Origin of the sequence: Rhizobium sp. WSM4643 (assembly GCF_025152745.1) — a bacterium.
Lineage (GTDB): Bacteria > Pseudomonadota > Alphaproteobacteria > Rhizobiales > Rhizobiaceae > Rhizobium > Rhizobium leguminosarum_I.
In genome coordinates this window covers 442,557-468,578 of record NZ_CP104040.1, presented here as the reverse complement: position 1 = coordinate 468,578, position 26,022 = coordinate 442,557, and the positions used below count along the sequence as shown (strand labels likewise).

The 26,022-nt window shown below is 58.0% G+C and carries 29 protein-coding genes; 19 read left to right on the top strand and 10 right to left on the bottom strand.

All coding sequences use genetic code 11. The features are described from left to right. Positions 1-44 precede the first annotated feature (44 nt). The 15 genes from N1937_RS02300 to N1937_RS02230 all read left to right on the top strand — a co-directional run bounded on the left by N1937_RS02300 (position 45) and on the right by N1937_RS02230 (position 13,925). Positions 45-923, top strand: coding sequence for an ABC transporter permease (locus N1937_RS02300; RefSeq protein ID WP_311202851.1), 879 nt, complete (start codon positions 45-47; stop codon positions 921-923). After that, positions 923-2,242 (top strand): ABC transporter ATP-binding protein, encoded by a 1,320-nt coding sequence (locus N1937_RS02295; RefSeq protein ID WP_260057351.1) that lies wholly within the window; start codon positions 923-925, stop codon positions 2,240-2,242. Before N1937_RS02300 ends, N1937_RS02295 begins: the two co-directional genes overlap by 1 nt. Continuing rightward, a complete protein-coding gene (locus N1937_RS02290; RefSeq protein WP_260057350.1) occupies positions 2,239-3,219 on the top strand; it encodes an NAD-dependent 4,6-dehydratase LegB in 981 nt (326 codons plus the stop codon). The genes N1937_RS02295 and N1937_RS02290 overlap by 4 nt, the downstream gene beginning before the upstream one ends. Continuing rightward, positions 3,212-3,925, top strand: coding sequence for a nucleotidyltransferase family protein (locus N1937_RS02285; RefSeq protein WP_170256235.1), 714 nt, complete (start codon positions 3,212-3,214; stop codon positions 3,923-3,925). Before N1937_RS02290 ends, N1937_RS02285 begins: the two co-directional genes overlap by 8 nt. Next, a complete protein-coding gene (locus N1937_RS02280; RefSeq protein WP_260057349.1) occupies positions 3,918-4,763 on the top strand; it encodes an NAD-dependent epimerase/dehydratase family protein in 846 nt (281 codons plus the stop codon). Before N1937_RS02285 ends, N1937_RS02280 begins: the two co-directional genes overlap by 8 nt. A 1-nt stretch (position 4,764) precedes the next feature. Beyond that, complete coding sequence (locus tag N1937_RS02275) at positions 4,765-5,835, top strand: radical SAM/SPASM domain-containing protein (protein WP_170262851.1); 1,071 nt, start codon at positions 4,765-4,767, stop codon at positions 5,833-5,835. Positions 5,836-5,951: 116 nt separating this feature from the next. Continuing rightward, positions 5,952-6,968, top strand: a complete 1,017-nt coding sequence (locus N1937_RS02270) for an N-acetylneuraminate synthase family protein (RefSeq protein WP_260057348.1) — start codon at positions 5,952-5,954, stop codon at positions 6,966-6,968. Continuing rightward, the gene (locus N1937_RS02265) at positions 6,965-7,642 is read left to right on the top strand and encodes a glycosyltransferase family protein (RefSeq protein ID WP_222294928.1); all 678 of its coding nucleotides are present in this window, start codon (positions 6,965-6,967) and stop codon (positions 7,640-7,642) included. Before N1937_RS02270 ends, N1937_RS02265 begins: the two co-directional genes overlap by 4 nt. Next, positions 7,624-8,589, top strand: a complete 966-nt coding sequence (locus N1937_RS02260) for a PseG/SpsG family protein (RefSeq protein ID WP_170263163.1) — start codon at positions 7,624-7,626, stop codon at positions 8,587-8,589. The genes N1937_RS02265 and N1937_RS02260 overlap by 19 nt, the downstream gene beginning before the upstream one ends. Then, positions 8,586-9,287, top strand: coding sequence for a WbqC family protein (locus N1937_RS02255; protein ID WP_170263164.1), 702 nt, complete (start codon positions 8,586-8,588; stop codon positions 9,285-9,287). The genes N1937_RS02260 and N1937_RS02255 overlap by 4 nt, the downstream gene beginning before the upstream one ends. Continuing rightward, positions 9,284-9,916 (top strand): PIG-L deacetylase family protein, encoded by a 633-nt coding sequence (locus N1937_RS02250; RefSeq protein WP_260057347.1) that lies wholly within the window; start codon positions 9,284-9,286, stop codon positions 9,914-9,916. Before N1937_RS02255 ends, N1937_RS02250 begins: the two co-directional genes overlap by 4 nt. Further along, positions 9,901-10,767, top strand: coding sequence for a hypothetical protein (locus N1937_RS02245; RefSeq protein WP_260057346.1), 867 nt, complete (start codon positions 9,901-9,903; stop codon positions 10,765-10,767). Before N1937_RS02250 ends, N1937_RS02245 begins: the two co-directional genes overlap by 16 nt. Positions 10,768-10,888: 121 nt before the next feature. Continuing rightward, on the top strand, positions 10,889-11,746 hold the full coding sequence (locus N1937_RS02240; RefSeq protein WP_222294933.1) for a glycosyltransferase family 2 protein: 858 nt from the start codon (positions 10,889-10,891) through the stop codon (positions 11,744-11,746). Beyond that, complete coding sequence (locus N1937_RS02235; RefSeq protein ID WP_260057345.1) at positions 11,743-12,765, top strand: class I SAM-dependent methyltransferase; 1,023 nt, start codon at positions 11,743-11,745, stop codon at positions 12,763-12,765. Before N1937_RS02240 ends, N1937_RS02235 begins: the two co-directional genes overlap by 4 nt. Positions 12,766-13,136: 371 nt before the next feature. Then, positions 13,137-13,925 (top strand): glycosyltransferase family 2 protein, encoded by a 789-nt coding sequence (locus N1937_RS02230; RefSeq protein WP_170262854.1) that lies wholly within the window; start codon positions 13,137-13,139, stop codon positions 13,923-13,925. A 43-nt stretch (positions 13,926-13,968) separates the two neighbouring features. On the opposite strand, the gene N1937_RS02225 is transcribed toward N1937_RS02230, so the two are convergent. From N1937_RS02225 to N1937_RS02215, 3 genes are read right to left on the bottom strand one after another with little or no spacing between them, the layout of a single operon-like run. Then, complete coding sequence (locus N1937_RS02225; protein WP_260057344.1) at positions 13,969-14,772, bottom strand: anti-sigma factor family protein; 804 nt, start codon at positions 14,770-14,772, stop codon at positions 13,969-13,971. Further along, a complete protein-coding gene (locus tag N1937_RS02220) occupies positions 14,769-15,374 on the bottom strand; it encodes an RNA polymerase sigma factor (RefSeq protein ID WP_260057343.1) in 606 nt (201 codons plus the stop codon). Before N1937_RS02220 ends, N1937_RS02225 begins: the two co-directional genes overlap by 4 nt. Positions 15,375-15,421: 47 nt before the next feature. After that, positions 15,422-15,958 (bottom strand): tetratricopeptide repeat protein, encoded by a 537-nt coding sequence (locus N1937_RS02215; protein WP_260057342.1) that lies wholly within the window; start codon positions 15,956-15,958, stop codon positions 15,422-15,424. A 171-nt stretch (positions 15,959-16,129) separates the two neighbouring features. Between N1937_RS02215 and N1937_RS02210 the strand changes: the two genes are divergently transcribed. The 3 genes from N1937_RS02210 to N1937_RS02200 all read left to right on the top strand — a co-directional run bounded on the left by N1937_RS02210 (position 16,130) and on the right by N1937_RS02200 (position 19,006). Beyond that, complete coding sequence (locus tag N1937_RS02210) at positions 16,130-17,182, top strand: type III polyketide synthase (RefSeq protein WP_260057341.1); 1,053 nt, start codon at positions 16,130-16,132, stop codon at positions 17,180-17,182. After that, positions 17,179-17,682 carry an isoprenylcysteine carboxyl methyltransferase family protein gene (locus tag N1937_RS02205; protein ID WP_260057340.1) on the top strand — a complete coding sequence of 168 codons (504 nt, stop codon included), beginning with the start codon at positions 17,179-17,181 and terminating at the stop codon, positions 17,680-17,682. Before N1937_RS02210 ends, N1937_RS02205 begins: the two co-directional genes overlap by 4 nt. Before the next feature lie 76 nt (positions 17,683-17,758). Beyond that, positions 17,759-19,006 (top strand): NAD(P)/FAD-dependent oxidoreductase, encoded by a 1,248-nt coding sequence (locus N1937_RS02200; RefSeq protein WP_222294939.1) that lies wholly within the window; start codon positions 17,759-17,761, stop codon positions 19,004-19,006. Here N1937_RS02200 and N1937_RS02195 read toward each other — a convergent pair. The 6 genes from N1937_RS02195 to N1937_RS02170 form a co-directional block, all read right to left on the bottom strand. Further along, a complete protein-coding gene (locus N1937_RS02195) occupies positions 18,996-19,535 on the bottom strand; it encodes a gluconokinase (RefSeq protein ID WP_222294940.1) in 540 nt (179 codons plus the stop codon). The genes N1937_RS02200 and N1937_RS02195 overlap by 11 nt on opposite strands. Positions 19,536-19,561: 26 nt before the next feature. After that, positions 19,562-20,515, bottom strand: a complete 954-nt coding sequence (locus N1937_RS02190) for a peptide ABC transporter ATP-binding protein (protein WP_162119481.1) — start codon at positions 20,513-20,515, stop codon at positions 19,562-19,564. Further along, entirely contained in the window at positions 20,512-21,528 is a 1,017-nt protein-coding gene (locus tag N1937_RS02185; protein ID WP_222294941.1) for an ABC transporter ATP-binding protein, read from the bottom strand. Before N1937_RS02185 ends, N1937_RS02190 begins: the two co-directional genes overlap by 4 nt. After that, positions 21,528-22,418 (bottom strand): ABC transporter permease subunit, encoded by an 891-nt coding sequence (locus tag N1937_RS02180; RefSeq protein ID WP_017967110.1) that lies wholly within the window; start codon positions 22,416-22,418, stop codon positions 21,528-21,530. The genes N1937_RS02185 and N1937_RS02180 overlap by 1 nt, the downstream gene beginning before the upstream one ends. 9 nt (positions 22,419-22,427) lie before the next feature. After that, positions 22,428-23,432: an ABC transporter permease subunit gene (locus N1937_RS02175; RefSeq protein ID WP_260057339.1), complete on the bottom strand. Its 1,005-nt coding sequence runs from the start codon at positions 23,430-23,432 to the stop codon at positions 22,428-22,430. Positions 23,433-23,518: 86 nt separating this feature from the next. Next, positions 23,519-25,114: an ABC transporter substrate-binding protein gene (locus tag N1937_RS02170; protein ID WP_260057338.1), complete on the bottom strand. Its 1,596-nt coding sequence runs from the start codon at positions 25,112-25,114 to the stop codon at positions 23,519-23,521. 45 nt (positions 25,115-25,159) lie between these two features. Here N1937_RS02170 and N1937_RS02165 point away from each other — a divergent pair, with 45 nt between their 5' ends. Further along, positions 25,160-25,450, top strand: coding sequence for a hypothetical protein (locus N1937_RS02165; protein ID WP_260057337.1), 291 nt, complete (start codon positions 25,160-25,162; stop codon positions 25,448-25,450). 1 nt (position 25,451) lies between these two features. On the opposite strand, the gene rirA is transcribed toward N1937_RS02165, so the two are convergent. Beyond that, positions 25,452-25,934, bottom strand: a complete 483-nt coding sequence (gene rirA / locus N1937_RS02160; RefSeq protein ID WP_003545647.1) for an iron-responsive transcriptional regulator RirA — start codon at positions 25,932-25,934, stop codon at positions 25,452-25,454. Positions 25,935-26,022: the final 88 nt, after the last annotated feature.

Below are 26,022 nucleotides of genomic sequence, written 5' to 3'. Positions count from 1 at the left end.
ATATGGCACGAGCAACGGCTAACGGAGAGTTTGAGCGCATTAATATGACAGGTCACGTGACAAAACAGGAAAGGGAAAGCGGCACCGAACCCTGGGATATAGTCATCAAGCCGTCCGGCACCATCAGCGTCGGGCTGACGACTGCGTGGAAATATCGTGAACTTATCTGGATGTTCTTCAAAAGAGATTTCACGACATTCTACAAGCAAACCGTGCTTGGACCGGTTTGGTATCTCATACAACCGATACTGACGACGATCACCTATTACGTCGTCTTCGGAAAGATTGCCAATCTCTCCACCGATGGAATTTCCCCGCTTGTCTTTTATATGTCCGGCACCATTATCTGGAATTATTTCTCAGCTTGCCTCACCAATAACTCAGAAACATTTTCGAAAAACTCGAACTTGTTTGGAAAAGTGTATTTCCCCCGGCTAGTCGTACCACTCGCAGTCGCGATGAGCGGCCTGGTCGCATTTGCCATCCAATTCACGCTTCTGCTTACGATCTCGTTTGTTCTCTGGCTTAGCCAGGATGCTATAGTGATCAGCCTGCGTTTCGTTTTCGCGACACCATTGATTTTGCTATACGTTGCAACGCTTGGTGTGGGAATGGGACTCTTGGTTTCCGCGCTAACAGTTCGATATCGTGACCTGGTTTATGCCGTCGGTTTCGTTACGCAGCTTTGGATGTATGCGACACCCGTCGTCTATGCTTTCAGCCAGGTTCCCGAACGATATCAATGGTTTTACTACCTCAACCCGATGACGACTCCGGTTCAGGTATTCCGTTGGGCACTTTTCGACGCGTCGCCGCTTCCTCTGAGCATTTGCCTGGCGAATGTCGCGGCCACTCTGACTATTATAATTGGCGGCTTGATACTTTTTGCGCGGGCTGAGGCAACCGCTATGGATACCGTTTGATGAATGATATCGTTATACACGCCGAGAATGTCAGCAAACACTATCGCTTGGGTATCATCAATCACGGCACCTTGTACCGTGACCTCCAAAGCTGGTGGGCGCGGTTCCGCAATCTGCCGGACCCCAACGCCTCCGTCTCGGATTACGCTTCCGACAGACAGAACAAGGCTCGGCTTAAGAACGATATTTTTCACGCCCTGGATGATGTCTCCTTCGAGATTTCCCGCGGCGATATCGTTGGCGTCATCGGTCGCAATGGGGCAGGCAAGTCGACCCTTCTGAAGCTGATGTCTCGCATAACGCGTCCAACCTCGGGCTATATTGGCATTCGAGGCAGGATTGCGAGCCTCTTGGAAGTCGGAACCGGCTTCCACCCCGAACTCACGGGCCGCGAAAACGTTTACTTAAACGGTGCCATTCTTGGAATGACACACTCCGAAGTTCGCACGAAGTTCGATGAAATTGTCGAGTTCGCAGAAATCGGCGAATTCATCGACACCCCAGTCAAACGTTACTCTTCAGGCATGTATGTTCGACTTGCCTTTTCCGTTGCGGCACATCTGGAACCCGAAATACTTCTTGTCGATGAGGTTCTGGCAGTTGGCGACGTCAACTTCCAGAACAAATGTATGGGCCGAATGCGGGAGGTGACCAAGGCGGGCCGAACAATCATGTTCGTCAGCCATAATATGACGGCTGTAAGCAGTCTTTGCCCTCGATCCATTCTGTTGTCCGACGGTCGCGTTGCTGCGGTGGGCAGTACGTCCGATGTCATTCGCGCCTATCTCGACCGGCCTGAACTGAGCGGGAAGATAGATTTTGAAATCGACCCACAGGATGTCGACGGCAAGGCGGTGATCTCTCGCCTTTCCATCCGAAACGAAGACGGCGAGCTAGCACAAACCGTTGAACTCACGAAGAATTTTATCGTCGAGATGGAGTATGAACTGCGCGAGCCACTGACAGGGCTTTCCGTCGGGCTGCAGATCATGATGGAGGATGGTTATTCCCCGATCATCAGCCTGTCCGATCCGGAACTCGACGTAAGCCGCCTCGACACCCGGCCTCCAGGTTATTATCGGGCGCGAGTAATCATTCCGGCTGGCTTGTTGAACACCGGAACCTTTTATCTCCGCGCCGGCATTTCCAGCCGTTTTTCGATCTATTCGGTGGTTGAGGGTATTCGGTTCGAAGTCGAAGACAATGTCGGGATCATCCAGATGCTGGGCCAGCAACGAAAACCATCAATTTCGGCAATCCAGCTCCCCTGGGATGTAAAGATGCTCTACCGCCGCGATTCTGAGGGCTTATTGAAATGAAGAAAGTACTTGTGACCGGCGCGGACGGCTTCATCGGCTCCCATCTCGTTGAAACCCTGACAAGGGCAGGCGTCGAAGTCCGCGCCCTTTGCCAGTACAACTCGTTTTCCAGCTGGGGCTGGCTGGACCAGTCTGAATATCGCGGCGAGTTCGAGGTCATTCTTGGCGACGTTCGCGACCCGGCGCAAATGCGTGCCATCGCAAAAGGCGTTGACACGATATTTCATCTGGCCGCTCTCATCGCTATTCCCTATTCCTATCAGGCGCCGTCCAGCTATGTGGACACCAACATTAATGGCACGTTGAATGTACTTCAGGGCGCTCTCGATGCCAGCGTTGGCCGCGTCATTCAGACCTCGACCAGCGAGGTCTACGGAACCGCTCGCTTTGTCCCAATCAGCGAAAGTCATCCGCTGCAGGCACAGTCGCCCTATTCGGCGTCAAAAATCGGTGCTGACGCGATGGCATACAGTTATCATTCGAGTTTTGACCTACCGGTGACGATCGCACGGCCCTTCAACACTTTCGGCCCGCGACAATCTGCAAGGGCGGTTATTCCGACTGTGATTTCACAGCTTCTGAGTGGACGAACGACGCTGAAGCTTGGTGCGCTCTCGCCCACCAGGGATTTCAATTTCGTCCAGGATACATGCGACGGCTTTCTGGCGCTCGCGGCCTGCGACGAAGCCATCGGACAGACGGTCAATATCGGCTCGGGCAGCGAGATATCGATCGGCGATACCGTTCGCCTGATCGCCGACATCATCGGCGTCAGCGTGGAGATCGAATGCGACGAACAGCGTTTGCGTCCGGCAAATAGCGAAGTGGAGCGTCTGTGCTGCGACAACAGCCTGATCAAGTCTCTGACAGGATTTTCGCCGCGTTACAGCTTGGAAGATGGTCTGAAAGCGACGATCGACTGGCTGCGTCAGCCGCAGAATCTGGCGAGATACAAGGCGGATATCTTCAATGTCTAGGCGCGCAGTCATTCTGGCGGGCGGGATGGGAACGCGGTTGCGGCCCTATACCGTCGTGCTTCCGAAGCCTCTGATGCCGATCGGCGACTATCCTATTCTTGAGGTGATCATTCGTCAGCTGATATCAGGCGGATTTCAGCATATAACACTTGCCGTCAACCACCAGGCCGAGCTGATCAAGGCTTTCTTCCAGGATGGCGACAAGTGGGGTATCCGCATCGACTATTCGCTCGAGGACGAGCCTCTCGGCACCATGGGGCCGCTGCGGCTGATAAAGGATCTGCCGGAGAATTTCCTGGTGATGAACGGCGACATTCTGACGGATCTCAACTATGCCGATTTTCATGATGCGCACGTCCGCGACGGGAATATATTCACGATCTCATCCAAGACGCGCCAGCATCGCATAGACTATGGCGTTCTGGACACCGGCGAGGCCGGGCTGCTGACCGGTTTTCGAGAGAAACCGACGGCCGAATACAAAGTCAGCATGGGCGTCTACATGGTGTCTTCGAGGGCCGTCGAGCACATACCACAAGGTGGCGCCTATGGCTTTGATCAGTTGATGCTTGAACTTCTTGCGGCCGGCAAGCCGGCCACGGTTCGAGATTTTGGCGGCTATTGGCTCGATATCGGACGGCCTGACGATTATGCCTTGGCGATCGAGCAGTTCGAATCCATGCGCTCCAGGTTCCTGAATGGTTGATGCCATCGTCACCGGTGCTGGCGGTTTTCTCGGGAGTCGTCTGGTCAGACGGCTTGAGCAGGCTGGTTTTGACGTGCTTGCGCTTGACCGAACGCATGGTGATATAAGCGAAGAAAAGGTTTGGCAGGAGCTTCCCCCGGCGCGCACGCTGTTTCACCTTGCCGGCAGGACATTTGTTCCAGATAGCTGGAGCCAAGGACCGAGTTTCACGGCCGCCAACGTCCTCGGAACGCACCATGCTTTGAACTGGTGCAAGCGGCACAAGGCCAAACTCGTGTTCGCAAGCGCCTATGTTTACGGAGTGCCTGACCGGCTGCCGATCCGTGAAAGCGATCTGGTCAGGCCGAACAACCCTTATGCTCTTTCCAAACATCTTGCCGAACAGCTTTGTGAGTTCGCCGCCACGCACGAGCAGATACCGGTGGTGGTATTGCGTCTTTTCAATATATACGGCGCAGGGCAGCGCCCCGAATTTCTGATACCGACGCTTCTGAACCAGATACGAACCAAGCAGGAAATACAGGTCCTGGATCTCAGTCCCCGGCGTGACTATATCTTTGTTGAAGATGTCCTGAGCGCCTTTACCAAGGCCATGGACGTCGCGGAAGGCTACCATTGTATCAATATCGGCTCCGGAATGTCGTATTCGGTGCAGGAAATAATCGACATCTTGCAAGAAGCTGCCGGCACTGCTCTACCTGTGGTGTCATCTTGCACAGTTCGGCGGAATGAAATACCTGACGTGCGGGCCGATATCACGCGGGCTCGCACGGTTCTCGGATGGCGGCCGGAATGGGATCTGCCGGCCGGGATGCGCGCGATGATGAAGGAGTCGTAAATTGAACGAACGTTACGTTCCGATCAACAAGGGCAACTACTCGATGGACACGGACGAGCGCGAAGCCGCGTTCGACAAATTCCGGGGCGAAGGGTGGGAAGCAGAATACGCGGATTACCGTCGCAAATGGTCGGAATATGCCCTGAACCAGCAGGTTTCGGACTATCCGCTGCTGGTCGATCTCGAGCTGGCGTCGATCTGCAATCTGCGCTGCCCGATGTGCTATACGATCAGCGACGAGTTCAAGAAAAGTGTGAACACGACGAGGATGGACTGGGATCTCTACTGCCGTATCATCGATGAGATCGGCGGCAAGGTTCCTGCGATCCGTCTGTCGCTGCGGGGCGAGGCCACATTGCACAAGCGCTTCGCCGACTGTGTGCGCTATGCCAAGGACCGTGGGATCAAGGAAGTCTCGACCCTGACGCACGGCTTCAAGCTCAACAGAGACTATTTCGCTCAGCTCGTCGATGCCGGCATCGACTGGATCACCGTTTCGATCGACGGCACCGGTGAGACCTACGAAAAGATCCGCAAGCCGATCAAGTTCGAGGCGCTACTCGACAAGATCAAGGACATCAAGAAGTACAAAGACGAGCGCGGGCTCCACCGTCCGGTCATTAAGGTGCAGGGCATCTGGCCAGCAATCAGGGAAAATCCGGATCTCTATTATGAAACCTTTGCGCCTCACGTGGATCTTGTCGCCTTCAATCCGCTGATCGACTACCTCGGAAACGATTCTGACGTTCAATATCTGGATAATTTCACCTGCCCACAGCAATACCAGCGCCTCGTTATCGGGGCCGACGGGCTTGTGATGAAGTGCTCGAACGACGAGGAGAATCGCGAAGTCATTGGTGACGCGACGACGGAGACGGTCCACCAGATTTGGCACGGCGAAAAAATGAATGCAGTCCGCGCCTTGCACAAAGAACCGCAGGGCTTCTTGAAAAGCGAAGTATGCCGGCGATGCTACCTGCCTCGCCTGACGGATGACGAGCCGACCGAAATCTGCGGCCGGAAAGTGGTTGTCCGAAATTACGTGGATCGGGCTCAGGAAATCGGAAAATAGAGAAGCAGCCGGGAGTTGTATACCGGTCGTGTGCGGGATGACATCGCACAGAGCTGAACTGAGCTGTGTTACCGCTATTGGAACGCCGGCTGTATAGTGAATTGCGGGAGTAGCAGATGTTCCGGAACTACCGACCTGACCGGTGTTATATTATCGCCGAAATCGGCGGGAATTTTACGACTTTTGACCAGGCAAGACGGCTGATCGACGAGGCAAAGTCGTCCGGCGTAGACGCTGTCAAGCTCCAGACTTATCGGGCAGAGACCCTGTCGAGCCGCAACGCCATGTTCGATATGGAAAACACCGGCGTTACCTCGCAATTCGAGCTTTTCCGCAAATATGAAATCGGTCACGAGCTTCACGAAGCGGTTTTCCGCTATGCCGAGGAGCACGGGCTGGACTGGTTTTCGTCGCCCTCACACGAAACGGATGTCGATCTGCTGGAGAAGTGCGGGGTTGGTGCCCACAAGGTGGGTTCGGACGATGCAGTCAACATTCCCTTTCTTCGCTATCTGGCAAAAACGGGCAAGCCGATAATCCTGTCGACGGGGATGTCGACGCTCGAAGAGGTTCGGGAATCCGTTGCCGCAATCAAGGAGGCGGGTAATCAGAAGCTCATCCTGTTGCACGCCATCACAAGCTATCCGACGCATCCGGAAAATGTGAACCTGCGTGCAATGCAAACGATGATGGAGGCGTTTCCGGATCTCGACGTTGGCTATTCCGACCATACATTGAACCCTGTCGCGAGCCTTTGTGCGGTCGCGATGGGCGCCCGGGTCATCGAGCGGCATTTCACCTACGACAAGGCCGCCGATGGTCCCGACCACATGCTCTCGGCCGATCCGGCAGAAATGAAATGGCTTGTGGATGCGATACGTGCGTTCGAGGTCATGAAAGGCAGTGGTCGCAAGGAACCGGCTGCAAGCGAGGCGACAACCAGATTGAATAACCGCAAGAGCGTCGTTCTCAATCGACCGCTCAAAGCCGGTGAATTCATCTCCCCCGGCGACATTTCGGTTAAGCGGCCGGGGACGGGAATCGAGCCTAAGCATCTCGACACTCTCGCCGGGCGACGATTGATAAGGGATCTCGATGGCGATGCCGTCCTCCAGTGGAGCGATCTGGCGTGAGGCTTGGAATCATCATCCAAGCGCGAATGGGATCCACCCGATTGCCGGGAAAGGTGCTTCGCGACATTTCCGGCAAGCCGCTTCTCGCACATGTCCTTGGCAGGCTTCAGATGCTGAAGCGGCCGGCCAAGATCGTCGTCGCGACATCATCGGCCGGCGAGAACGACATTATCGAAACTTGGTGCCTCAAGCACGGCGTCAGCTGCTTTCGCGGCGACGAGGCCGATGTTCTCGATCGCTATTTCGAATGTGCGAGATCGCTTGGGATGTCGGATATCGTGCGATTGACGGCGGACAATCCCTTCACTGATATCGAGGAGTTGGAGAGGCTGATCGACCTGCACCAAAAGCAGGGATTCGACTACACGCACGCGTTCGGTCAGTTGCCCATCGGTGTCGGCGCCGAGATATTTACGTTCGAAGCGCTCTCACGCAGTCATCGAGAGGGGATGCTGCCGCACCATCGCGAGCACGTGAATGAATACTTCACGGATCGGCCGGAGTTGTTCAAGATTGGCCAGCTCGATGTGCCTCCAGCCAAAATATCCCCAAATCTGCGCCTGACGGTAGATACTGAGGAAGACTGGAGACGTGCTTGTGCTCTGGCAGCGCGGGGGGGTGGGAACTGGGTTGGGACAGAAGAAGCGATCAGACTATGTTCGTCTTCTGCATAGAAAGTTCACATGCACGCGGCATGGGGCATCTGTTTCGGTCGTTGACGCTCGCCACCGAACTGCGTTCACGCGGTCATCCGGTCCTATTTTTAGCGAACGATCATCCGAATTCGTTGAGGGTCATCCGAGAGCGCGGCTTTGATGTGGCGCTTTATGATCTCGCCTCCGTGACCGGATGGGAGAATGGCTTTATTGAACCCGATGCATCATCTTCAGTCTGGATTAATGACCGCCTGAACACGCAGCGATCCCACAGCGAGGCGATTAAGCGTTTGGGCGCAAAGCTCGTTACCTTTGATGATCGTGGTGATGGCGCGGAGCTTGCCGACATGAATATCTGCGCTCTCCTGTTCGAAGAGACCGAGGGTCTCAAGGGCAAGGATGTTCGGCTGGGGGTGGAGTATATGATACTCAATCCTGAAATCGCTAGCTATCGCAGACGTCGGCAAAGCCTTGCATCGATCCTTGTCACGCTCGGCGGCGCCGATACCTACGGAGTGACCGTCCGCGTTGCCAAATGGCTGAGCAGCAAGTCTTTTCCCGTCACCATCGTCACTGGCCCGAGCTTCCAACACATGAGGGAGCTTGAAGAGGTCGTCGCGACCGCTGCACCGGGTCAGTTCAAACTGCTCAACCAGGTGCCATCGCTTGCGGCAGAGATGCATGGGCACGATCTGGCGATTACCGGCGGCGGTGTTACCCCATTCGAAGCCTGTGCGGCGGGCCTGCCGTGTGTGGTGATCGCCAACGAACCTTTTGAAATCCCGGTCGGGCGGGCGCTCGAAGATCTGGGAGTGGCGTTCTTTGCCGGGCATCACTCGGCGTTCGATCTCGGCATCCTGGAAACGCCGATCCCCATCCGGAGCATGAGCGAGACTGCTATGACCAAGGTCGACCTTGGCGGGGTCGGCCGCGTTGCCGACTTGCTGGAAAGATTGGCTGCATGACCATTACAGCGGTTATCCATCAACCAGACTTCGCTTCATATCTCGGCTTTTTCCAGCGTTTTCTGAACGCCGACCTCTATATCGTTCTGGATCACGTTCAGTTTGTCCATGGCACGAGCAAAAGCTGGACGCATCGGGATAAGATAAAGACGGCGCAGGGCGATCGGTGGCTCACCGTTGGCATCAGAAAGCCAAGTCTCGGCACTGCGATCAATGCCGTGGAACTGGCGCCCGGCACCGGCTGGATAGACCAAAACCTTTCCCTGCTTCGCGAAAATTATCGCAAGTCTGCCGGTTGGAGCGAGGTCTTTCCCCGTATCGAGGCCCTCTACGGCAAGCGGTTCGAGCTGTTGGCCGATTTTAACATGCATTTCCTCGAAGGCATTCTGGAGATGCTTGAGATAACCATGCCGACGGTGCGGGCGAGCACGTTAAGCCCTGAGGGGCATAAGAATGAGTTGCTTGTCGAACTGCTGCGGAAAGTCGGAGCAACGCGTTACCTCTCAGGTCTGGGCGCGCGCGACTACATGCGGTCTGAGGTGTTCGAGGCAGCCGGGATCGAGATCGAATGGCAGCATTTCGTCCATCCCGTCTATCCGCAGCCCTTCGGCGAGTTCATGCCCTATCTCAGCATTCTCGACACACTGCTGAATTGTGGTATTGCAGGCACGCGTGACCTGCTCTGGAGTTGCAAATGAATATTCTCGCGATCGGTGCCCATTTTGACGACGTGGAACTGGGCTGTGGCGGTGCACTGGCACGTCATGCTGTAAACGGCGACACGGTGTATGTCTATGTCGCGACCGTATCCGGCTTTTCAAACCAGTATGATCAGTCCGTGCGCAGCAGCCAGGTCGCCAGAGCGGAAGCGGATGCCGCGATGGAAATTCTCGGCGTCCACAAAATGTTCTGCGGCGAGTTCAAAACGCTCCAGATCGAATTCGTCGACCCGCTGAATATCGAGATCCTCAAGCTCGTCCAGGATCTGAAGATCGATATGGTTTACACCCACTGGGTCGGAGACATCCACCATGACCATCTGGCCTTGTCGCGGGCGTCACTGCACAGCTGCCGCCATGTGCCCCGCCTCCTGATGTACCGCAGCAACTGGTATCATTCGACCGTCGATTTCAGGGGGAATTTCTACGTCGACATCACCTCCCATTGGGACCAGAAGGAGAAGGCGATCCTTGCCCATGAATCCGAGATGGAGCGCACGGGGCGGAAATGGGTGAGCTTCTTCCGCAACGAAGCCGAGAATGCCGGCCAGCGCATCGGTGTAAAATACGCGGAGGTTTTTGAGGTGGTAAAGTGGCTGCAGCTTTGAGGAAGATTTTGACCTTTGGCTCCATGCTGCTCCCCTATGGTGTGCATGAGCTGAAGCGCAGGCTAAAAAATCGTCACAATCTCTCTGCTGATGTCGCGAGTTCGCTGGCAGAAAATAGACAGCTTGCTGGTCTGCACGCGGGGCAGCGCTGTTTTATTTTAGGCAATGGCCCGAGCGTCAAGGGCCTGGATCTGTCGCAACTTCAGGGCGAAACCGTTATAACCGTTTCCAATGGTTACCTGCACTCCGATTTCGACAAGTTCCAGTCTCGTTATCATTGTGTTCCGCAAATTACCTACGTATCGATGACATCGGAGGATGTGATCGACTGGTTTAAAGAGATGCATTCGCACTTGGGCGCCGCGGAACTGTTTCTCAGTTCCACTGAAGCGGAGCTGGTTCGAAAACACAATCTGTTTTCAGGGCGAACGGTTCGGTATCTCGTGCTCGGTGAAAGCTTCGACGAAAGAACATCAGAGGAAATCGTCGATATCTCTCAACCGGTCCCTCGTGTCGAGTCGGTGCCGGTGATGGCCTTGATGATAGCGATGTATCTTGGTTTCAAAGAGATCATCCTGCTCGGCGTCGACCACGATCGTTTCCTGTCGTCAACCTATAGATACGCGTTCGACCTCAAGGTGCAAAAGGGAAAAGACTTCACCGTAAATGCGGACGGCACCTTGACGAGGACCCTTCACGATGAGTTCCAACAGCTGGCGCGACTGTGGCGGCAGTATCGAGCCATCTCAAATATTGCCAAATCGAATGGTATCCGCATCGTCAATTCCACACCCGGCGGAGCACTGGACGAATTTGAGAGGCGGCCTTTCCAGGCTTGGTTCGAAGAATGAAGCGCCTTCATCCTGCGTCAATACTGGTTGATAGAACAAACGCGCGGTTCGCTGTCACCGATGTGTCTTTTGTGCAACGGCCAGATTTCTGTTGGTTCGTAACGAAAGACGACAATATTTGATGCGTGTAAACGTCCTAATTCCGGTCTTCAACCGACTTGAGCACACTCGCAAAGTCATCGCGGCCTTGAGGGCCCAAACGGTTGTCGACAATATTCGAATTGTTATCATCGATGACGGCTCCACCGATGAAACGGCTGAGTTCCTCGCGACGCAGCCTGACGTGACGAGCATAAGAGGCGACGGCAATCTGTGGTGGGGCGGAGCCATAGAAGTCGGCCTGAAGCGGGTTCTGCCCGACTGCGGCCCCGAAGACTACATCCTGTTCGTCAACAATGACACGTGGTTTGGCCCGACCTATGTCGAGACATTGATACGGTGTTCACGCGAAAATCGGGATGCTATTGTCGGCAGCGTCGTTCACGAGGAGGAGAGCGACCCGCCTTTGACGGGCGTTGGACCGCGCTTGAACATAAATCGCATTGCAGTATGGGACATTCTCGCCGAGTTGAGCGAAGGGGAGCGCCGGAATCCTAAGCCGCTCTATCAGGCGGATGCGCTCAGCGGTCGCGGAACGTTGTTTCCCGCGGAACTGTTCAAACGGCATGGAACCATGCGTCCGCGTTTCCTGCCGCATTATATGGCCGATTACGAAATATCCATGCGCTTCGCGCGAACGGGCGTACAACTGCTTGTTTCCAGCGAAGCCATAGTTTATTCACCGCCCGTCTACGGCGCTCACGTGTCGAATACGTCTTCGTGGAAGAAACATTTTGGCCGGCGCTCGCCCCACAATGTATTTCAGCGGGTCGCGTTCTATTCTTTGATCGGCACACCCTTGCAACGGATGACAGCGCCATTGCGCATGGGGGCCTTCATGATTATCCGGACGGCCCATGCTCTGCGAGCGAAGAAATGAAAAAGGACAATAACGACGCGATGAAGAGCGATCATCAGATGCAGTGTATTGCCTGCGGTTCGAATATGGAAACATTTATCGAGCGCATATCCGACGATCGATACGGCTGCCCCGGTGTCTATTCGATCGAGAGATGCGTGTCTTGCGGTCATATGACGACGACACCGCCGCTGACGGAAGAGGACCTACCTGGGCTTTACAGTACGTATTATCCACGCCGGGAAGTTGATTTCTCCGCCATAGAGCGAGAAGCTGCGCTGGTAAACAAGCCTTTCGCCGCTTTCAATCGTTGGATGGCCGGCACCGATCATCAAGGCCACTATCTGGCGCAGCCTGGTGAGAAAGTACTGGATGTCGGTTGCGGCTCATGCATTTCGCTGCTCGAAATGAAGAACAAAGGTATCGAAAGCTGGGGGATTGAGGCCGATCCGAATGTACGGACGATTGCCGATCACTTCGGCTTGCAAGTCCATATCGGCAAAATTTACGATCTGCCTTTTCCCGACATGAAGTTCGACCTTATTGTATTGAATCAGGTGCTCGAACATGTCCCGGATCCCTCGGCCATGCTGCAGGCGGTAAGAGAACGTCTCACCCCCCAAGGTCGCGTGATCATGGCGTTCCCCAATACGGGCTCGTTTCATCACAAGATCTGGAAAGACCGCTGGATCAATTGGCACATTCCCTATCACCAAAATCATTTCAACCGCACCTCTTTTACAAAACTCGCCGGCAAGTTTGGTTACAAGGTCGAGAACGTCAGAACGGTTACGCCTAATCTCTGGTCGGTCCTGCAATTACGCACCGCACGCGAGCGGAAGCAGGAGGGCAAGTCATCATCCACCTGGACGCACAATGCTGATGCAATCCAAGTCAGGCCACCGTTCTTCATTCGGCTGAAGAACGTAGCCCTATCGCGTGGCGCACGTGGGGTCGGGATGGTGATGGGATTGGGCAATCGAATTCTGGATGCCGCGGGCAAGGGCGACAGCCTTCTCTTCGTGCTAAGGCCGATCTAGAAATTCCGGCCCGCTCTCCCGCAAGGTCAGGCGATCGCACGTAGGAGAATTCAACGGAACGCTCCAACTGCATAGGAGCGGATATGCGGGCGCGGGTGCAGTTCAAGATCACGCCGCAAGGCCTGGATACAATGAGGTATGGCGTGTCAAGAACCGGAAGAGGTTGCTTCGAAATGTCGAGGGGCTCAGGAAGGAGCCGGTGCTCGAGCCCTGGCTAGCAAGATGCCCTTGCGCAGCTTTTTCTTCGAAGACAAGGGACCTCCAGCATTGATCAAGGATAATCTGCAGTACTGGATTGCGGCGCCGCCTTTCCGTCTGCTACGGGTTGGCCAGATTTCGCCCCTTAGAATGGAAGCAAGACACTCGTCAAAATGGCCGCAAACACTGCCGATCGACATACTCCCCGGATAAGCCTCATCACTGTTTGCTGGAACGCCGAGCGGACCATTGCCGAGACGCTGCGGTCCATCGACACGCAAACCTACCGTGATTTCGAGCACATCATCATTGACGGTGGCTCAAGTGATTCGACGCTCGCCATCATCGCTTTGGCGCCGGCGGACAACCGCCGCGTACTTTCGGGACGGGACGGAGGTATCTATGAGGCCATGAACAAGGGGATTGGTCTTGCGAGCGGCGACATCATCGGCTTCTTGAATGCGGACGACACTTTCGAGAGCAGTGACTCCCTCGAAACCGTGGCGGCCGCGCTGGACGATGAAGCCTATGATGGCTGCTATGGCGATCTCATCTATGTTTCCAACCAGCATCCCGATCGCAAGGTCCGTTATTGGAAATCCTGTGCGTTTGAACCCGGTACTTTTGGACGCGGCTGGTGTCCGCCACATCCTACATTCTATGTTCGGCGTCGCATCTATGAACGGTTTGGGACGTTCGATCTGCGTTATCGGCTGGCAGCCGACGTCGAACTTATGATGCGATTTCTGGAAGTCGCGCGCATCAGGAGCCTTTATATCCCCCGCGTGTTGGTGAGGATGCGCTTGGGGGGCGCTACAAACAAAAACATTCAGAACATATCGCGTCAGAACAAGGAAGTGCTGCGTGCCCTTGCCGACCACGGCTTAAGGGCCTCGACCCTCATGTTCTGGGCATCGAAGCTTGTGAACCGCCTCGGTCAGTTCGTGAAACGAAATCGATAGCAGGATTTATCAAGCCCCGATTTCGGGCCGGGCCAATAGCAGGTCAGACCGCCACTTTCCCCCGCGCCCCTTCCGCAATTGCCGTCATCCGATCCGCCGCAGCATGGCCAATCAGCATGAAGGCGTGCGTGCCGTTCGACCAGTAGACGACGTTCATGCCCTTGCGGCTTTCGAGATCCGGCGATTTGGGACCGGCATCGGAACGGACGATGCAGAGCGCCATCGGGCCGGTCTCGGGGTCGAGATAGGCGACCTGGGCAAGCGGCTTGCCGTCATATTGCAGCAGCAAAGCGCGCTTGAAATCGATCCCCGGGAGCGAGACGGCTTCGGGGGAGAGCGAGAGGCCGAGCTTTTCGTCAAGTGGGCCGAGCTGCGCGGCCTGGTCCTCCCTGCCAGGAACGGGGCCGGCCAGGGTCTCCGCGGTATAGAGCGAGATATAATCGGCGACCACGGCGCGCCATTCGCTGTTTTCGTCCTTTGCCGCGAAGCCTTTGCCGATGCCGATGACGGCGCGGTCGATCGCGATGCCGGCGATTAGCGAGGCGGCGAGCGCGCCGAGGAAGCGGCGACGGCTAGCGAATGCGGGCGTGGAGGCGGGCCTTGCGCTCGGCTGCGCCGGGATGACGGCAAGCATCGTCTCCAGCTTCTCGCGCGGGGCTTCCGACAGCAGCGGGGCGAAGGCCTGCTTGAACGGCAGGCTGGCGCGCGCCAGGAATTCCAGCCGTTCGGCGACGCTCTCGTCTTCCTCCATCACGGTTTGAATGCGCGCGGCCTCTTCGGCCGTCAGTTCGCCGTCGATGAAGGCGGTCAGCTCTTCGTCGGAGGGAATGGTGTGTTTCGTGTTCATTGCCGTCCCCCTTCCGGTCCGGCGCCGGAGAGCTTGGCGCGGGCAGCAGCCAGCCGGCTCATCACGGTTCCGATCGGGATATCCAGTATGCCTGCAACCTCGCGATAGGAAAGTCCTTCCACATAGGCGAGGAAAACCACCGTCCTCTGCGCCTCGGGCAGCGCATTCACCTGTTTCAGTACCTGATGGGCCATCACATGCGTTTCGGTGTCGTGTGCGCCGTCGAAGGTCAGCGTCTCCCCGGCATCGACGAAACCCTGGCCCTGCCGCACCCGGCGGGAGCGGATCTCGTTCAGCCAGATCGAATGCAGGATCGAAAACAGCCAGCGGTCGAGCCGGGTGCCGGAGATGAACTGATCGGCGCGCTCCAGCGCACGAAGGCAGGTCGCCTGGACCAGGTCGTCGGCGACATCGCGCTGATGCGAGAGAACGAGACCATAACGCCAGAGCCTTGCCAGATTTTCCGTCAGGCCGCTTCTGATATCCGCTTCGCTCGCGATGGCCGCCTCCGCCAATCCTGCATCCCTCGGAACCGCCGGATGAACCGGCGATTCCATTCTCGCGCGACTATAGGCAGGAAATATGCTGCGCGCGACCGACATTCTCACATCCCTTTCGTGGTTCCGTTTTCCCGCCCTTGACCGGCCGATCAGATCTTCGAAGGGTCTAGGATCGCGGCGTTTAAGTCCTGATATTCCTCGCAACCGGTGCCGCAGATCGCCTTGATCGTGTTCAACTGGTCCTTGGCGAGATCGAGCTGGCCCTTGATGACATAGGCTTCGCCGAGATATTCGCGGACCTTGGCATATTGCGGGTCCATCTTCACCGATTGCAGGTAGTAGGAGATGCCCTCGTCGGTGCGGCCGAGCTTGCGGGTGGCATAGCCGCGATAATTGAGCACTTCCGCGGTGTTCTGGTCCTTGACGGTGTCGAGTACGGCAAGCGCCTCTTCATAGCGACCGGCCTTGGCCAGCGAATAGGCATAATCGGCGCGGTTCTCGTCCGAGACGTTGGCGCTCTGCTGCTTGACGCATTTCTTGGTCTTCTGGTCGTAGATCTCGCCCTTCTTGCAGGTTGGCGTTGTGCTACTGTTATCGCCGATCGCAAAGACCGGGCCGGAGAAAACAGAAGCGACAAGGCAGCCGCCGAGAACGATGGAAGCGATGCGGGCTTGCGTGATCGTCATGGGGAAACTCCTCTAGAAGTGACGTTGCGAGGAGAGAACACCGCTGCTTCGGGCTTTATTCGGCTGCCCCTCGCATTTCTTTCATCACGATTTCGTGAAGCACGCTGATCCGAATAATTTCGGCATAGGCGTGTTTTCAGTCGTTGCGCCGGGAACGACAAGGAGAACACCATGACTGATACCGTGAAACTCGTCAGCCTCGCCGTTGCGACACCCGAACATGTCATTTTCCAAAGACAGGCGGTGGAAGCCTCTGCCCGCCTGTTTGCCGACCGCTTCGAGGATTTCCGGCATCTTGCCCGCGTCTTCGACAGCGCCGGTATCGAAAAGCGTCATGCGGCGCGGCCGCTTGCCTGGTTCGACGAGCCGCATGGCTGGCAGGACCGGATGCAGGCCTTTGCCGAGGTGGCGGGCAGGCTTTTTGTTGAGGCTGCCAGCTCGGCCCTTCGCCAGGCAGGGCTTGAGGCCGGCGATGTCGACTGTGTCGTAACCGTCTCCTCCACCGGTTTTACGACACCGAGCCTCGATGCGCAGCTAGCTGGCCGGATGGGTTTCAGGCCCGATATCGAACGCGTGCCGGTCTTCGGGCTCGGCTGCGCCGCCGGCGTGTCGGGCTTTGCGATCGCCTCACGGCTGGCGCGGGGCCGGCCGGGCGCTGTTGTGCTTTTCGTCTCGATCGAGCTTTGCACGCTCGCCTTCCGGCTGGACGAGTTGACGCGGCCGAACATTATCGCCACAGCGCTTTTTGGCGACGGCGCGGCCGCCTGCGTGCTGCGATCAGGCGAAGACGGGCTGGCGGAGGTGGAATCGACCGGCGAACATCTCTTTCCCGACACGCTCGATATCATGGGCTGGAAGATAGACGACGGCGGCTTCGGCATCGTACTGGCGCAATCGCTGCCGCCCTTTGCCGAAAAGGAGCTTGGCCCGGCGGTGGGTGCTATTCTGGCGCGCAACAGGTTGAAGCTGGAGGATATCGACCGCTTCATCTGCCATCCCGGCGGCACGAAGGTGCTGGCAGCGATGGAGAGCGCGCTTTCGCTATCGCCGGGCACGCTCGATCACGAGCGCGCCGTGCTTGCCGAATATGGCAACATGTCCTCGCCGACCATCCTGTTCGTGCTGGAGCGGGCAATCCGCGCCGGGTTGCCGGCGCGCTCGGCGATGATCGCCATGGGGCCGGGCTTTTCGGCCAGCTGCGTGACGCTGCGGAGGGAAGCATGATGTGGCCGTCGATCGCGCTTCTGGCATTCGTGACGCTGCAGCGGCTGGCGGAACTCGCGCTCGCCCGGCGCAACACGGCCGCGCTTCTTGCCGGTGGCGCCAGAGAGGTGGCACCCGAGCATTATCCCGTCATGGTGGCGCTGCATGCAGGCTGGATCATCGGCCTTTGGCTCACTGCACCGGGCAGGCCGATCGCGCTCTTCTGGTTTCTCGTGTTCATGGGGCTGCAGGCGCTGCGGCTCTGGGTGCTGGCGACGCTGAAAGGCCGCTGGACGACGCGTATCATCATCCTGCCCGGTGCGCCGCTCGTCAGTTCCGGGCCCTATCGCTTCCTCCGCCATCCGAACTATGCGATCGTCGTCGGCGAAATCGCCGTCCTTCCCCTCGCCTTCGGCCTGCCGCTTTACGCGATCGTCTTTTCCCTTTTCAACGCGCTTATCCTCCATGTCCGCGTGAAAACTGAAAATGCCGCACTGAAAAGCGCAATGATTTTGAAATGAATGCGATTTTCCGTTTGCGTCGCGGTATCGGCGCGGGCATTTTCACCGCGTAAGACTAAGCGGAATGCAAGCGGAAATGACGAAAAACGCAATCGTGCTCGGCGCCGGCATCGTCGGGGTTTCCACGGCCATCCATCTTCAGCGGCGCGGCCGGCAGGTGACGCTGATCGACCGCAAGGATCCGGGCAACGAAACCTCCTTCGGCAATGCCGGCCTGATCCAGCGCGAAGGTGTGGCACCTTACGGCTTTCCCCAGCAGCTCGGGCTTTTGCTGCGTTATGCGCTGAATAATCGCATCGACGCGCATTATCACCTGCGCACGCTGCCGAGTCAGATCGCGTTTCTCGCCCGCTACTGGTGGAATTCCAATGCGCGGCGCCACGCCATCATCACCCGGGCCTATGCGCCGCTGATCGAAAATTCGATTGTGGAGCACAAGGACCTGATCGAAGCGTCGGAGGCCGAAGGGCTGATCCGCAAGGACGGATGGATAAAGATTTTCCGCACTGAAGCCAAGCGCGACGCGGCTTTCGCAGAGGCAGCACTTTGGCGGAATGAATTCGACGTGGCGTACGACAGCCTGACCTCGGCCGACATCGCCCGCATGGAACCTCATATGACCGGCGATTTCGCCGGCGGTATTCGCTGGCGCGATCCCTGGTCGGTGCTCGATCCGCATGCGCTGACATCGGCCTATCGCCGCTATTTCGAGAGCCTCGGTGGCCGGTTCGTCACGGGCGACGCCGCCTCGCTCGGTCCGTTCGGCTCCGGCTGGAAGATCATGACCGCGGAAGGTGCGCTCGAAGCCAATGATGCTGTGATGGCACTCGGCCCCTGGGCGGCCGTTGCGACGCGCCGGCTCGGCTATTCCTTCCCGCTCGGCGTCAAGCGTGGCTATCACATGCACTATGCCGCCGAGGGCAATGCCGTGCTCAACAACTGGACGCTCGATGCCGAACGCGGCTACCTCCTTGCGCCGATGAACCGCGGCATCCGCCTGACGACCGGGGCGGAGTTTGCTACGCTCGACGCGCCGAAGACGCCGGTCCAGCTCGACCGCGCCGAAGCCGTGGCGCGCACGATCTTCCCGCTCGGAGGCAGGCTCGATCCCAAACCCTGGATGGGCGCGCGCCCCTGCACGCCGGATATGATGCCGATCATCGGCAAGGCGCCGCGTCATCAGGGCCTGTGGTTTGCCTTCGGCCATGCCCATCACGGGCTGACGCTCGGACCGGTGACCGGCCGCGTGCTTGCCGAACTCATCACCGGCGAGAAGCCTTTCATCGATATCGCGGCCTATTCGCCGCAGCGTTTCAACCCGTAACGCCGAGTGTTGCGAGACCTTCGAGGGCCGTTGCTGCAATGCCGTCCACGGTGTCGTCGATATCGACAGTGACGACGCCCGGCTCGCCTGTGGGCACCTCAAGCGTCGCCAGTTGGCTGTCGAGCAGCGAGACCGGCATGAAGTGCCCCTTGCGCTCGCCCATCCTTTTCATCAGCAGCGCCCTGGAACCTTCGAGATAGACGAAGAGCAGATTGCCGCCGGCAGCAGCCCTGAGCCTGTCGCGATAGAGACGCTTCAGCGCCGAGCAGGAGACGATGATGCCCTCGCTCTTTTCCAGCGAGGCCTTCATCTCTTCGCCGATGCTGTCGAGCCAGGGCATCCGGTCGTCATCGGTCAGCGGAATGCCCTTCGACATCTTCTCGACATTGGCGGCCGGATGAAGCGCATCGCCCTCCATAAACTGCAGGTGCAGCGCTTCGGCGAGTTTTTCGCCGACGGAGGACTTGCCGCAGCCGCTGACGCCCATGACGACGATCGCATGGGGTCTGTTCATCTGCTCATCCGGCATGTTTGCTCCTCAGCTTATCTCCCCGCTCAGTCGAGCGGGAAATGACAGGCATATTGTTGTGCGCCTTCTCCACTTAATTCGGGAGAAACCTGGCGGCAATAGTCCTGCGCCTTCCAGCAGCGCGGATTGAAGTGGCAGCCCGTCGGCGGCTTCAGCGGCGAAGGCAGTTCACCCTGCAGGCGAATGCGGGTCTTCGCACGGTCGGGATCGGCAATCGGCGTCGCCGACAGCAAGGCTGCCGTGTAGGGATGGCGCGGCCGGGCGAAGACCTCGGCGGCAGGACCGGTTTCGATCGGGCGGCCGAGATACATCACCATTATCTCGTCGGCGATGTGATGGACAACCGAGAGGCCGTGCGAGATGAAGAGATAGGCAAGACCCATCTCCTTCTGCAGGTCCATGAGCAAGTTCAGCACCTGCGCCTGGATCGACAGGTCGAGCGCCGAAACCGGCTCGTCGAGCACCAGCACCTTCGGCCGCAGCATCAGGGCGCGGGCAATGGCGATGCGCTGGCGCTGGCCGCCGGAGAACATATGGGGGTAACGGCCATAGTGCTCCGGACGCAGGCCGACGCGGGCCATCATCTCCTCCACCTTGCGGCGGCGGGCGGCGGCGTCGAGACTGGTGTTGATCTTCAGCGGCTCTTCGAGGATCGAGCCAACCTTCTGGCGCGGGTTGAGCGAGCCGTAGGGGTTCTGGAAGACGATCTGCACCTGGCTGCGCAAGCTGCGGTCGCCGACATGAGCGGGCTTGCCATCGATCAGCAATTGCCCCGAAGTCGGATTCTCGATCATCGTGACCAGGCGAGCGAGCGTCGACTTGCCGCAGCCGGATTCGCCGACGACGGCGAGGGTCTTGCCGGAATGCAAGCTGAAGCTGACGCCGTTCAGCGCCTTGACGGTGGCATCGGCTTTGAAGAGGCCGCGGTTGACGGTGTAGAAGCGGGCGAGATCCCTGCCCTCGAGAACAGCGCTCGTCATACGAGGTCTCCTGCGGTTTCAACGGCCATGATGCCGGGATGCCCGAGCGGCTTGCCGTCCTTCAAGGGATAGTTGCAGAGCGCCAGTCCAAGCTCCGGTCCCTGGCGGACCACGCCACGGTCGCATTCGACCGTGGCGAAGCCGCAGCGCGGCGCAAAGAGACAGCCTGTCGGGCGACCATGCTGCCCGGGAACGACACCGGCGATCGAGGGAAGACGCTGGCCGACCTTGGCGCGCTCGGGCAGCGCTGCGAGCAGGGCTGCGGTATAGGGATGATGCGGGTCGCGGAACAGCGCCCTCACCGGCTGTTCCTCGACCTTCTGGCCGGCATATTGCACCTGCACCCGTTCGGCAGTTTCGGCAACGACCCCCATGTCGTGGGTGATCAGCACCAGCGCCATGCCCTGCTCCTTCTGCAGGCGAACAAGCAGATCCAGAATCTGCGCCTGGATCGTCACGTCGAGCGCGGTCGTCGGCTCGTCGGCGATGAGGAGCTTCGGATTGCAGGCGAGTGCCATGGCGATCATGACGCGCTGGCTCATGCCGCCGGACATCTGATGCGGGAAGTTCGACAGGCGCTCTTCCGGCGCCGGAATGCCGACGAGGTTCAAGAGCTCGATCGAGCGTTGGCGGCGCTCCTTGCGGTTGAGGCCCATATGCACGCGCAGGGTCTCGCCGAGCTGGAAACCGACCGTGAAGCAAGGATTGAGGCTCGACATCGGCTCCTGGAAGATCATCGCCATATCCTTGCCGATAATCCTGCGGCGCTGGCGGGCGGAGATGCCGCGCAGGTCCTTGCCGTCGAACTGCATCCGGTCGGCGGTGATCTTCGCCGTCCAGGGCAGAAGCCCCATGAGGGCAAGCATGGCAACGGATTTACCCGAGCCGGATTCGCCGACGACCGACAGGATCTCGCCCTTGTCGCAGGCAAGCGATACGCCGTCGACGGCGCGGAAGAGACCGGAAGAGGTCTGGAATTCGACAGTCAGATTTTCAATCTCGAGGAGTGGCATCACGACCTCTTCAGTTTGGGATCGAGTGCGTCGCGCAGACCGTCGCCCATCAAATTGATGGCGAGAACGGTGATGAGGATGGCAAGACCAGGGAATGTCACCACCCACCAGGCGCGCGATATGAACTCACGGGATTCGGCCAGCATCGTCCCCCATTCGGGTGTCGGCGGCTGAGCGCCCATGCCGAGAAAGCCGAGGGCGGCAGCATCGAGAATCGCCGCCGAGAAGGCGAGCGTCGCCTGAACGATCAGCGGCCCAAGACAGTTCGGCAGGATCGTCTTGAACATCAACCGGAAGGTGCCGGCACCGGCAACACGCGAGGCGATCACATATTCCTTCTCGCGTTCTGAAATGACCGAGGCGCGCGTCAGCCGGACGAAATGCGGCTGGTTGACCAGCGAAATCGCGATCATCGCATTGGTAAGCCCTGGCCCGAGCACGGCCACCAGCACCAGAGCGAGCAGCAGTGACGGGAAGGCCAGGATGATATCCATCAGGCGCATGATCGCCGTATCGACCTTGCCGCGGAAAAATCCGGCGACGAGGCCGATCAGCACGCCTGAAATGACCGAAAGCGTGACGACGACGACGCCGATGAACAGCGAAAAGCGCGCGCCGTAGATCAGGCGCGAGAGGATATCGCGGCCGACGGCATCCGTTCCAAGCGGGAAGGAGGCGCTGCCGCCCTCCATCCAGAATGGCACGGCGAGCAGTACCGCACGGTTCTGCTCGTTCGGCTCATGCGGCGCAAAGAGCGGTGCGAAGACTGCGACGATCAGGATGATGATGAAAACCACCAGGCCGATGACGGCGCCCTTGTTGCGGGAGAAATAATGCCAGAAATCCGCAAGAGCGGATGGCTGGCCGGTTTTGACGGTGACCGTGCTCATGGACCGCTCCTAATGACGAATGCGCGGATTGATGAAGCCGTAGAGAACATCAACAATCAGATTGACCAGCATGATGACGCCGGCGATCAGCAGAAGACCGCCCTGGACCACGGCATAATCGCGCTTGAAGACCGAATCGACCATCCATTTGCCGATGCCCGGCCAGGAGAAGATCGTCTCGGTGAGGATGGCGCCGGCAAGAAGAACGCCGATCTGCAGACCGATCGTGGTGATGACAGGGATCATCGCATTGCGCAGCGCATGCACGCCGACAACGCGCAGCGGCTTCAGGCCCTTCGAGCGCGCGGTGCGGACATAGTCCTCGCCCAGAACCTCGAGCATTGCCGAACGCGTCTGGCGCGCGATGACGGCAAGCGGAATGGTCGCCAGCACGATGGTCGGCAGGATGAGATAGCTGGCGGCGGAGGCGAAAGCCCCCTTTTGGCCTGACAGCAGGCTGTCGATCAGCATGAAACCGGTGACCGGCTTGAAGAAATACATCAGCGAGATTCGACCGGAAACCGGCGTCCAGCCGAGATAGCCGGAGAAGAAGATAATGAGCAGCAGACCCCACCAGAAGATCGGCATGGAATAACCGATGAGGGCAACACCCATTACGCTCTGATCGAACCACGTGCCACGCTTGACCGCCGCAAAGACGCCGGCGGGCACGCCAAGACAGACCGCAATGATGATGGCACAGAGCGAAAGCTCCAGCGTTGCCGGAAACAGGGTCAGGAATTCGCCGAGAACCGGCCGCTTAGTGACGATCGAGGTGCCGAGATCGCCGTGCAGCACTTTTACGAGGTAGTCGAAATACTGCACATACATGGGCCGGTCGAAGCCGAGATCGTGCATGATCTGGGCGTGACGCTCCGGCGCCATGACACGTTCACCCGACAGGAGCATGACGGGATCGCCGGGAAGCATGCGGATGAACGAGAAGGCAATGAGGGAAACGCCGAGAAATGTCGGGATCAGCACCGCGAAGCGGCTGATGAAAAAACGCAACATGGCAGGTATCCAATAGTTTCCGGCGGTCAGGAGACCCTGACCGCCGGCTGCGCCCAGCTCTGCCGGGCATTCTTACATTATTCTTGTTATTCGGATACGTCGACGCCGTCGAAGCGGTGAATGCCGAGCGGGTCCATCTGGAAGCCGGAGACCTTCTTGCTCATCGGAACGAAGACGAGCGAGTGGTCGAGGGTCGCCCAGGGAGCTTCCTTCTTGAAGATCAGCTGCGCCTGCTCATAGGCCTTCGTACGCTCGCCGACATCGGCCGTCAGCTTGGCCTTGGTCATCAAGTCGTCATATTCCTTGTTGCACCACTGAGCACGGTTGTTGCCGCCGACGGCATCGCAGCCGAGCAGCGTATCCATGAAGTTATCGGGATCACCGTTATCGCCCGTCCAGCCGAGGATGACGGCGCCGTCGCGCTTCACGTCGGAGGAGAGCTTCAGGTATTCGGCCCATTCATGGGTGACGATCTCGACCTTGACACCGATCTTGGCGAAATCTGCCTGCATCAATTCGGCGGCGCGGCGCGCGTTCAGCATATAGGGGCGCGAAACCGGCATCGCCCAGATCTTCATGCTGAGATCCTTGACGCCGGCATCGGCGAGAGCCTTCTTGGCAGCATCCGGATCGTACTTGTCGTCCTGAACAGCGTCGTTATAGGACCACATCGTCGGCGGGATCGGGTTCTTGGCAACGGCGGCAGCACCCTGGAAGACGGCGTCGATGATCGCCTGCTTGTTGATCGCCATATTGAGCGCACGGCGAACTTCCGGCTTGTCGAACGGAGCCATCTGCGTGTTGTAGGCGAGGAAGCCGACATTGAGACCGGCCTGCTCCAGCACGGTCAGATTGTTGTCCTTCTTCAGCTCGGAGACGTCGGCTGCATTCGGATAGGGGATCAGATGGCATTCGCCGGCCTTCAGCTTCTGAGCACGGACAGCCGCATCAGAGGTGATGGCGAAAACCAAATCGTCGATCTTTTCCTTGCCCTTGAAATAGGTTTCGTTCGCTTTGTAGCGGATGACGGCATCCGGCTGGTAGGCGACGAAGGTGAACGGGCCGGTGCCGAGCGGCTGCTGGTTCATCTGCGCCATCTTGCCGTCGGCGGCGAGCTTGTCGGCATATTCCTTGGAGACGATCGAGGCGAAGTCCATGGCGAGGTCGGCGAGGAACGGCGCTTCGGGATGGTTGAGCGTGAACTTGACCGTGAGGTCGTCGACCTTTGCGATCGACTTGATCAGTTCAGGGAAGCCCATGCCGGCGGCGTATTCGTAGGAACCGCCCTCGACATACTTGTTCCACGGATTGTCGGACTTCAGCTGGCGCTCGAAGGAGAACACGACGTCGTCGGCGTTGAAATCACGCGTCGGCGTGAAGAAGTCGGTGGTCTGGTACTTGACGCCGGGATGAAGCTTGAAGGTGTATTCCGTGCCGTCGGCCGAAACGCTCCAGCTCTCGGCCAGACCGGGCTCGATCTCGGTCCCGCCATGCTTGAATTCGACGAGGCGGCTATAGACCGTGCGCGACGACGCGTCGAAGGTCGTGCCTGCCGTATAGAGGCTCGGGTCGAAGCCTTCCGGCGAGCCCTCGGAGCAATAAACAAGGGTCTTGGACCAGGCCGACGTCGCCATGACGGAAATCAGGGCCGTCGCTGCCAGGAGGACAGAGATCTTTTTCATAATATTGTTTCCCGGTTGTTCTTCTTGATGTTTGGAGATCGTAGAATGCATCTCGATCGACGGTTGATGGAACGATATTTATCTACTGAAAGCAACGGGCTATGCAGAAAAATTTTCCAGCTGGACAATTTTAGAAATTTTCAGTCAAAAATCAGCCGCATTTGGAAATATTCGGACAAAAATGAACGAAATTTTGTCGCATTTGGTATAAAAGCGCGCCCATCGCGACATGCAACCGGCATTTTCCCGGCATTCGGCGGCCGACGAGAGGTCCGAAAAAACAAAAACCGCGGCTGCCAGGGCAACCGCGGTTCAGAAGCAAATTCTGCTCTTTAAATCAGGCGGCGGGAGCAACGATCGCGGGTTTGCGATATGCCGGCTCGCCGGTAATGCCGAGAAGGAAATTGATCTGCGGACGCGCCTTGACGAGGTCGTCGATGGAATATTCCGACAGCACGGCGAAGAAGGCGTTGAGCGCCTTGCGCAGCGCCGAATTCAAACCGCAACTGTCGACCAGCGGGCATTCGACCTCACCGTCATCCTCGAAGCATTCGGCCATGGCGAAGCTGTCTTCCGTCACCCGAACGACGTCGAAAAGACTAATGTCGGCGGCCGGCTTGCCCAAGCGCACGCCGCCATTGCGACCGCGCACCGTTTCGACCAGACCCGCCTTGTTCAGCGGCTGGAGGATCTTGAAAAGAAAGAGCTCGGAAACGCCATAGGCCCTGGCGATTTCCGGAATCCGGCTCAAGTGCCCGTCATTGGCAGCACAATACATCAACATGCGAACCGCATAGTTCGTCTGCTTCGTCAACCGCATGCCATTCTCCTGACTCGTCTGTTCAGACCTATATAGGCGGTTTGCTAGTTTTGAACAATTCCAAAATATGAAATTCGCATTCAGCTTA

Bases quoted from the DNA above. Each gene is read 5' to 3' on its own strand.
- N1937_RS02195 (WP_222294940.1), bottom strand. From the start codon at position 19,535: ATGCCGGATGAGCAGATGAACAGACCCCATGCGATCGTCGTCATGGGC.
- N1937_RS02260 (WP_170263163.1), top strand. From the start codon at position 7,624: ATGTTCGTCTTCTGCATAGAAAGTTCACATGCACGCGGCATGGGGCAT.
- N1937_RS02255 (WP_170263164.1), top strand. From the start codon at position 8,586: ATGACCATTACAGCGGTTATCCATCAACCAGACTTCGCTTCATATCTC.
- N1937_RS02270 (WP_260057348.1), top strand. From the start codon at position 5,952: ATGTTCCGGAACTACCGACCTGACCGGTGTTATATTATCGCCGAAATC.
- N1937_RS02165 (WP_260057337.1), top strand. From the start codon at position 25,160: ATGCATCTCGATCGACGGTTGATGGAACGATATTTATCTACTGAAAGC.
- N1937_RS02250 (WP_260057347.1), top strand. From the start codon at position 9,284: ATGAATATTCTCGCGATCGGTGCCCATTTTGACGACGTGGAACTGGGC.
- N1937_RS02190 (WP_162119481.1), bottom strand. From the start codon at position 20,515: ATGACGAGCGCTGTTCTCGAGGGCAGGGATCTCGCCCGCTTCTACACC.
- N1937_RS02170 (WP_260057338.1), bottom strand. From the start codon at position 25,114: ATGAAAAAGATCTCTGTCCTCCTGGCAGCGACGGCCCTGATTTCCGTC.
- N1937_RS02210 (WP_260057341.1), top strand. From the start codon at position 16,130: ATGACTGATACCGTGAAACTCGTCAGCCTCGCCGTTGCGACACCCGAA.
- rirA (WP_003545647.1), bottom strand. From the start codon at position 25,934: ATGCGGTTGACGAAGCAGACGAACTATGCGGTTCGCATGTTGATGTAT.
- N1937_RS02295 (WP_260057351.1), top strand. From the start codon at position 923: ATGAATGATATCGTTATACACGCCGAGAATGTCAGCAAACACTATCGC.
- N1937_RS02280 (WP_260057349.1), top strand. From the start codon at position 3,918: ATGGTTGATGCCATCGTCACCGGTGCTGGCGGTTTTCTCGGGAGTCGT.
- N1937_RS02215 (WP_260057342.1), bottom strand. From the start codon at position 15,958: ATGACGATCACGCAAGCCCGCATCGCTTCCATCGTTCTCGGCGGCTGC.
- N1937_RS02230 (WP_170262854.1), top strand. From the start codon at position 13,137: ATGGCCGCAAACACTGCCGATCGACATACTCCCCGGATAAGCCTCATC.
- N1937_RS02235 (WP_260057345.1), top strand. From the start codon at position 11,743: ATGAAAAAGGACAATAACGACGCGATGAAGAGCGATCATCAGATGCAG.
- N1937_RS02205 (WP_260057340.1), top strand. From the start codon at position 17,179: ATGATGTGGCCGTCGATCGCGCTTCTGGCATTCGTGACGCTGCAGCGG.
- N1937_RS02225 (WP_260057344.1), bottom strand. From the start codon at position 14,772: ATGAACACGAAACACACCATTCCCTCCGACGAAGAGCTGACCGCCTTC.
- N1937_RS02200 (WP_222294939.1), top strand. From the start codon at position 17,759: ATGACGAAAAACGCAATCGTGCTCGGCGCCGGCATCGTCGGGGTTTCC.
- N1937_RS02180 (WP_017967110.1), bottom strand. From the start codon at position 22,418: ATGAGCACGGTCACCGTCAAAACCGGCCAGCCATCCGCTCTTGCGGAT.
- N1937_RS02220 (WP_260057343.1), bottom strand. From the start codon at position 15,374: ATGTCGGTCGCGCGCAGCATATTTCCTGCCTATAGTCGCGCGAGAATG.
- N1937_RS02290 (WP_260057350.1), top strand. From the start codon at position 2,239: ATGAAGAAAGTACTTGTGACCGGCGCGGACGGCTTCATCGGCTCCCAT.
- N1937_RS02185 (WP_222294941.1), bottom strand. From the start codon at position 21,528: ATGCCACTCCTCGAGATTGAAAATCTGACTGTCGAATTCCAGACCTCT.
- N1937_RS02285 (WP_170256235.1), top strand. From the start codon at position 3,212: ATGTCTAGGCGCGCAGTCATTCTGGCGGGCGGGATGGGAACGCGGTTG.
- N1937_RS02175 (WP_260057339.1), bottom strand. From the start codon at position 23,432: ATGTTGCGTTTTTTCATCAGCCGCTTCGCGGTGCTGATCCCGACATTT.
- N1937_RS02240 (WP_222294933.1), top strand. From the start codon at position 10,889: ATGCGTGTAAACGTCCTAATTCCGGTCTTCAACCGACTTGAGCACACT.
- N1937_RS02300 (WP_311202851.1), top strand. From the start codon at position 45: ATGACAGGTCACGTGACAAAACAGGAAAGGGAAAGCGGCACCGAACCC.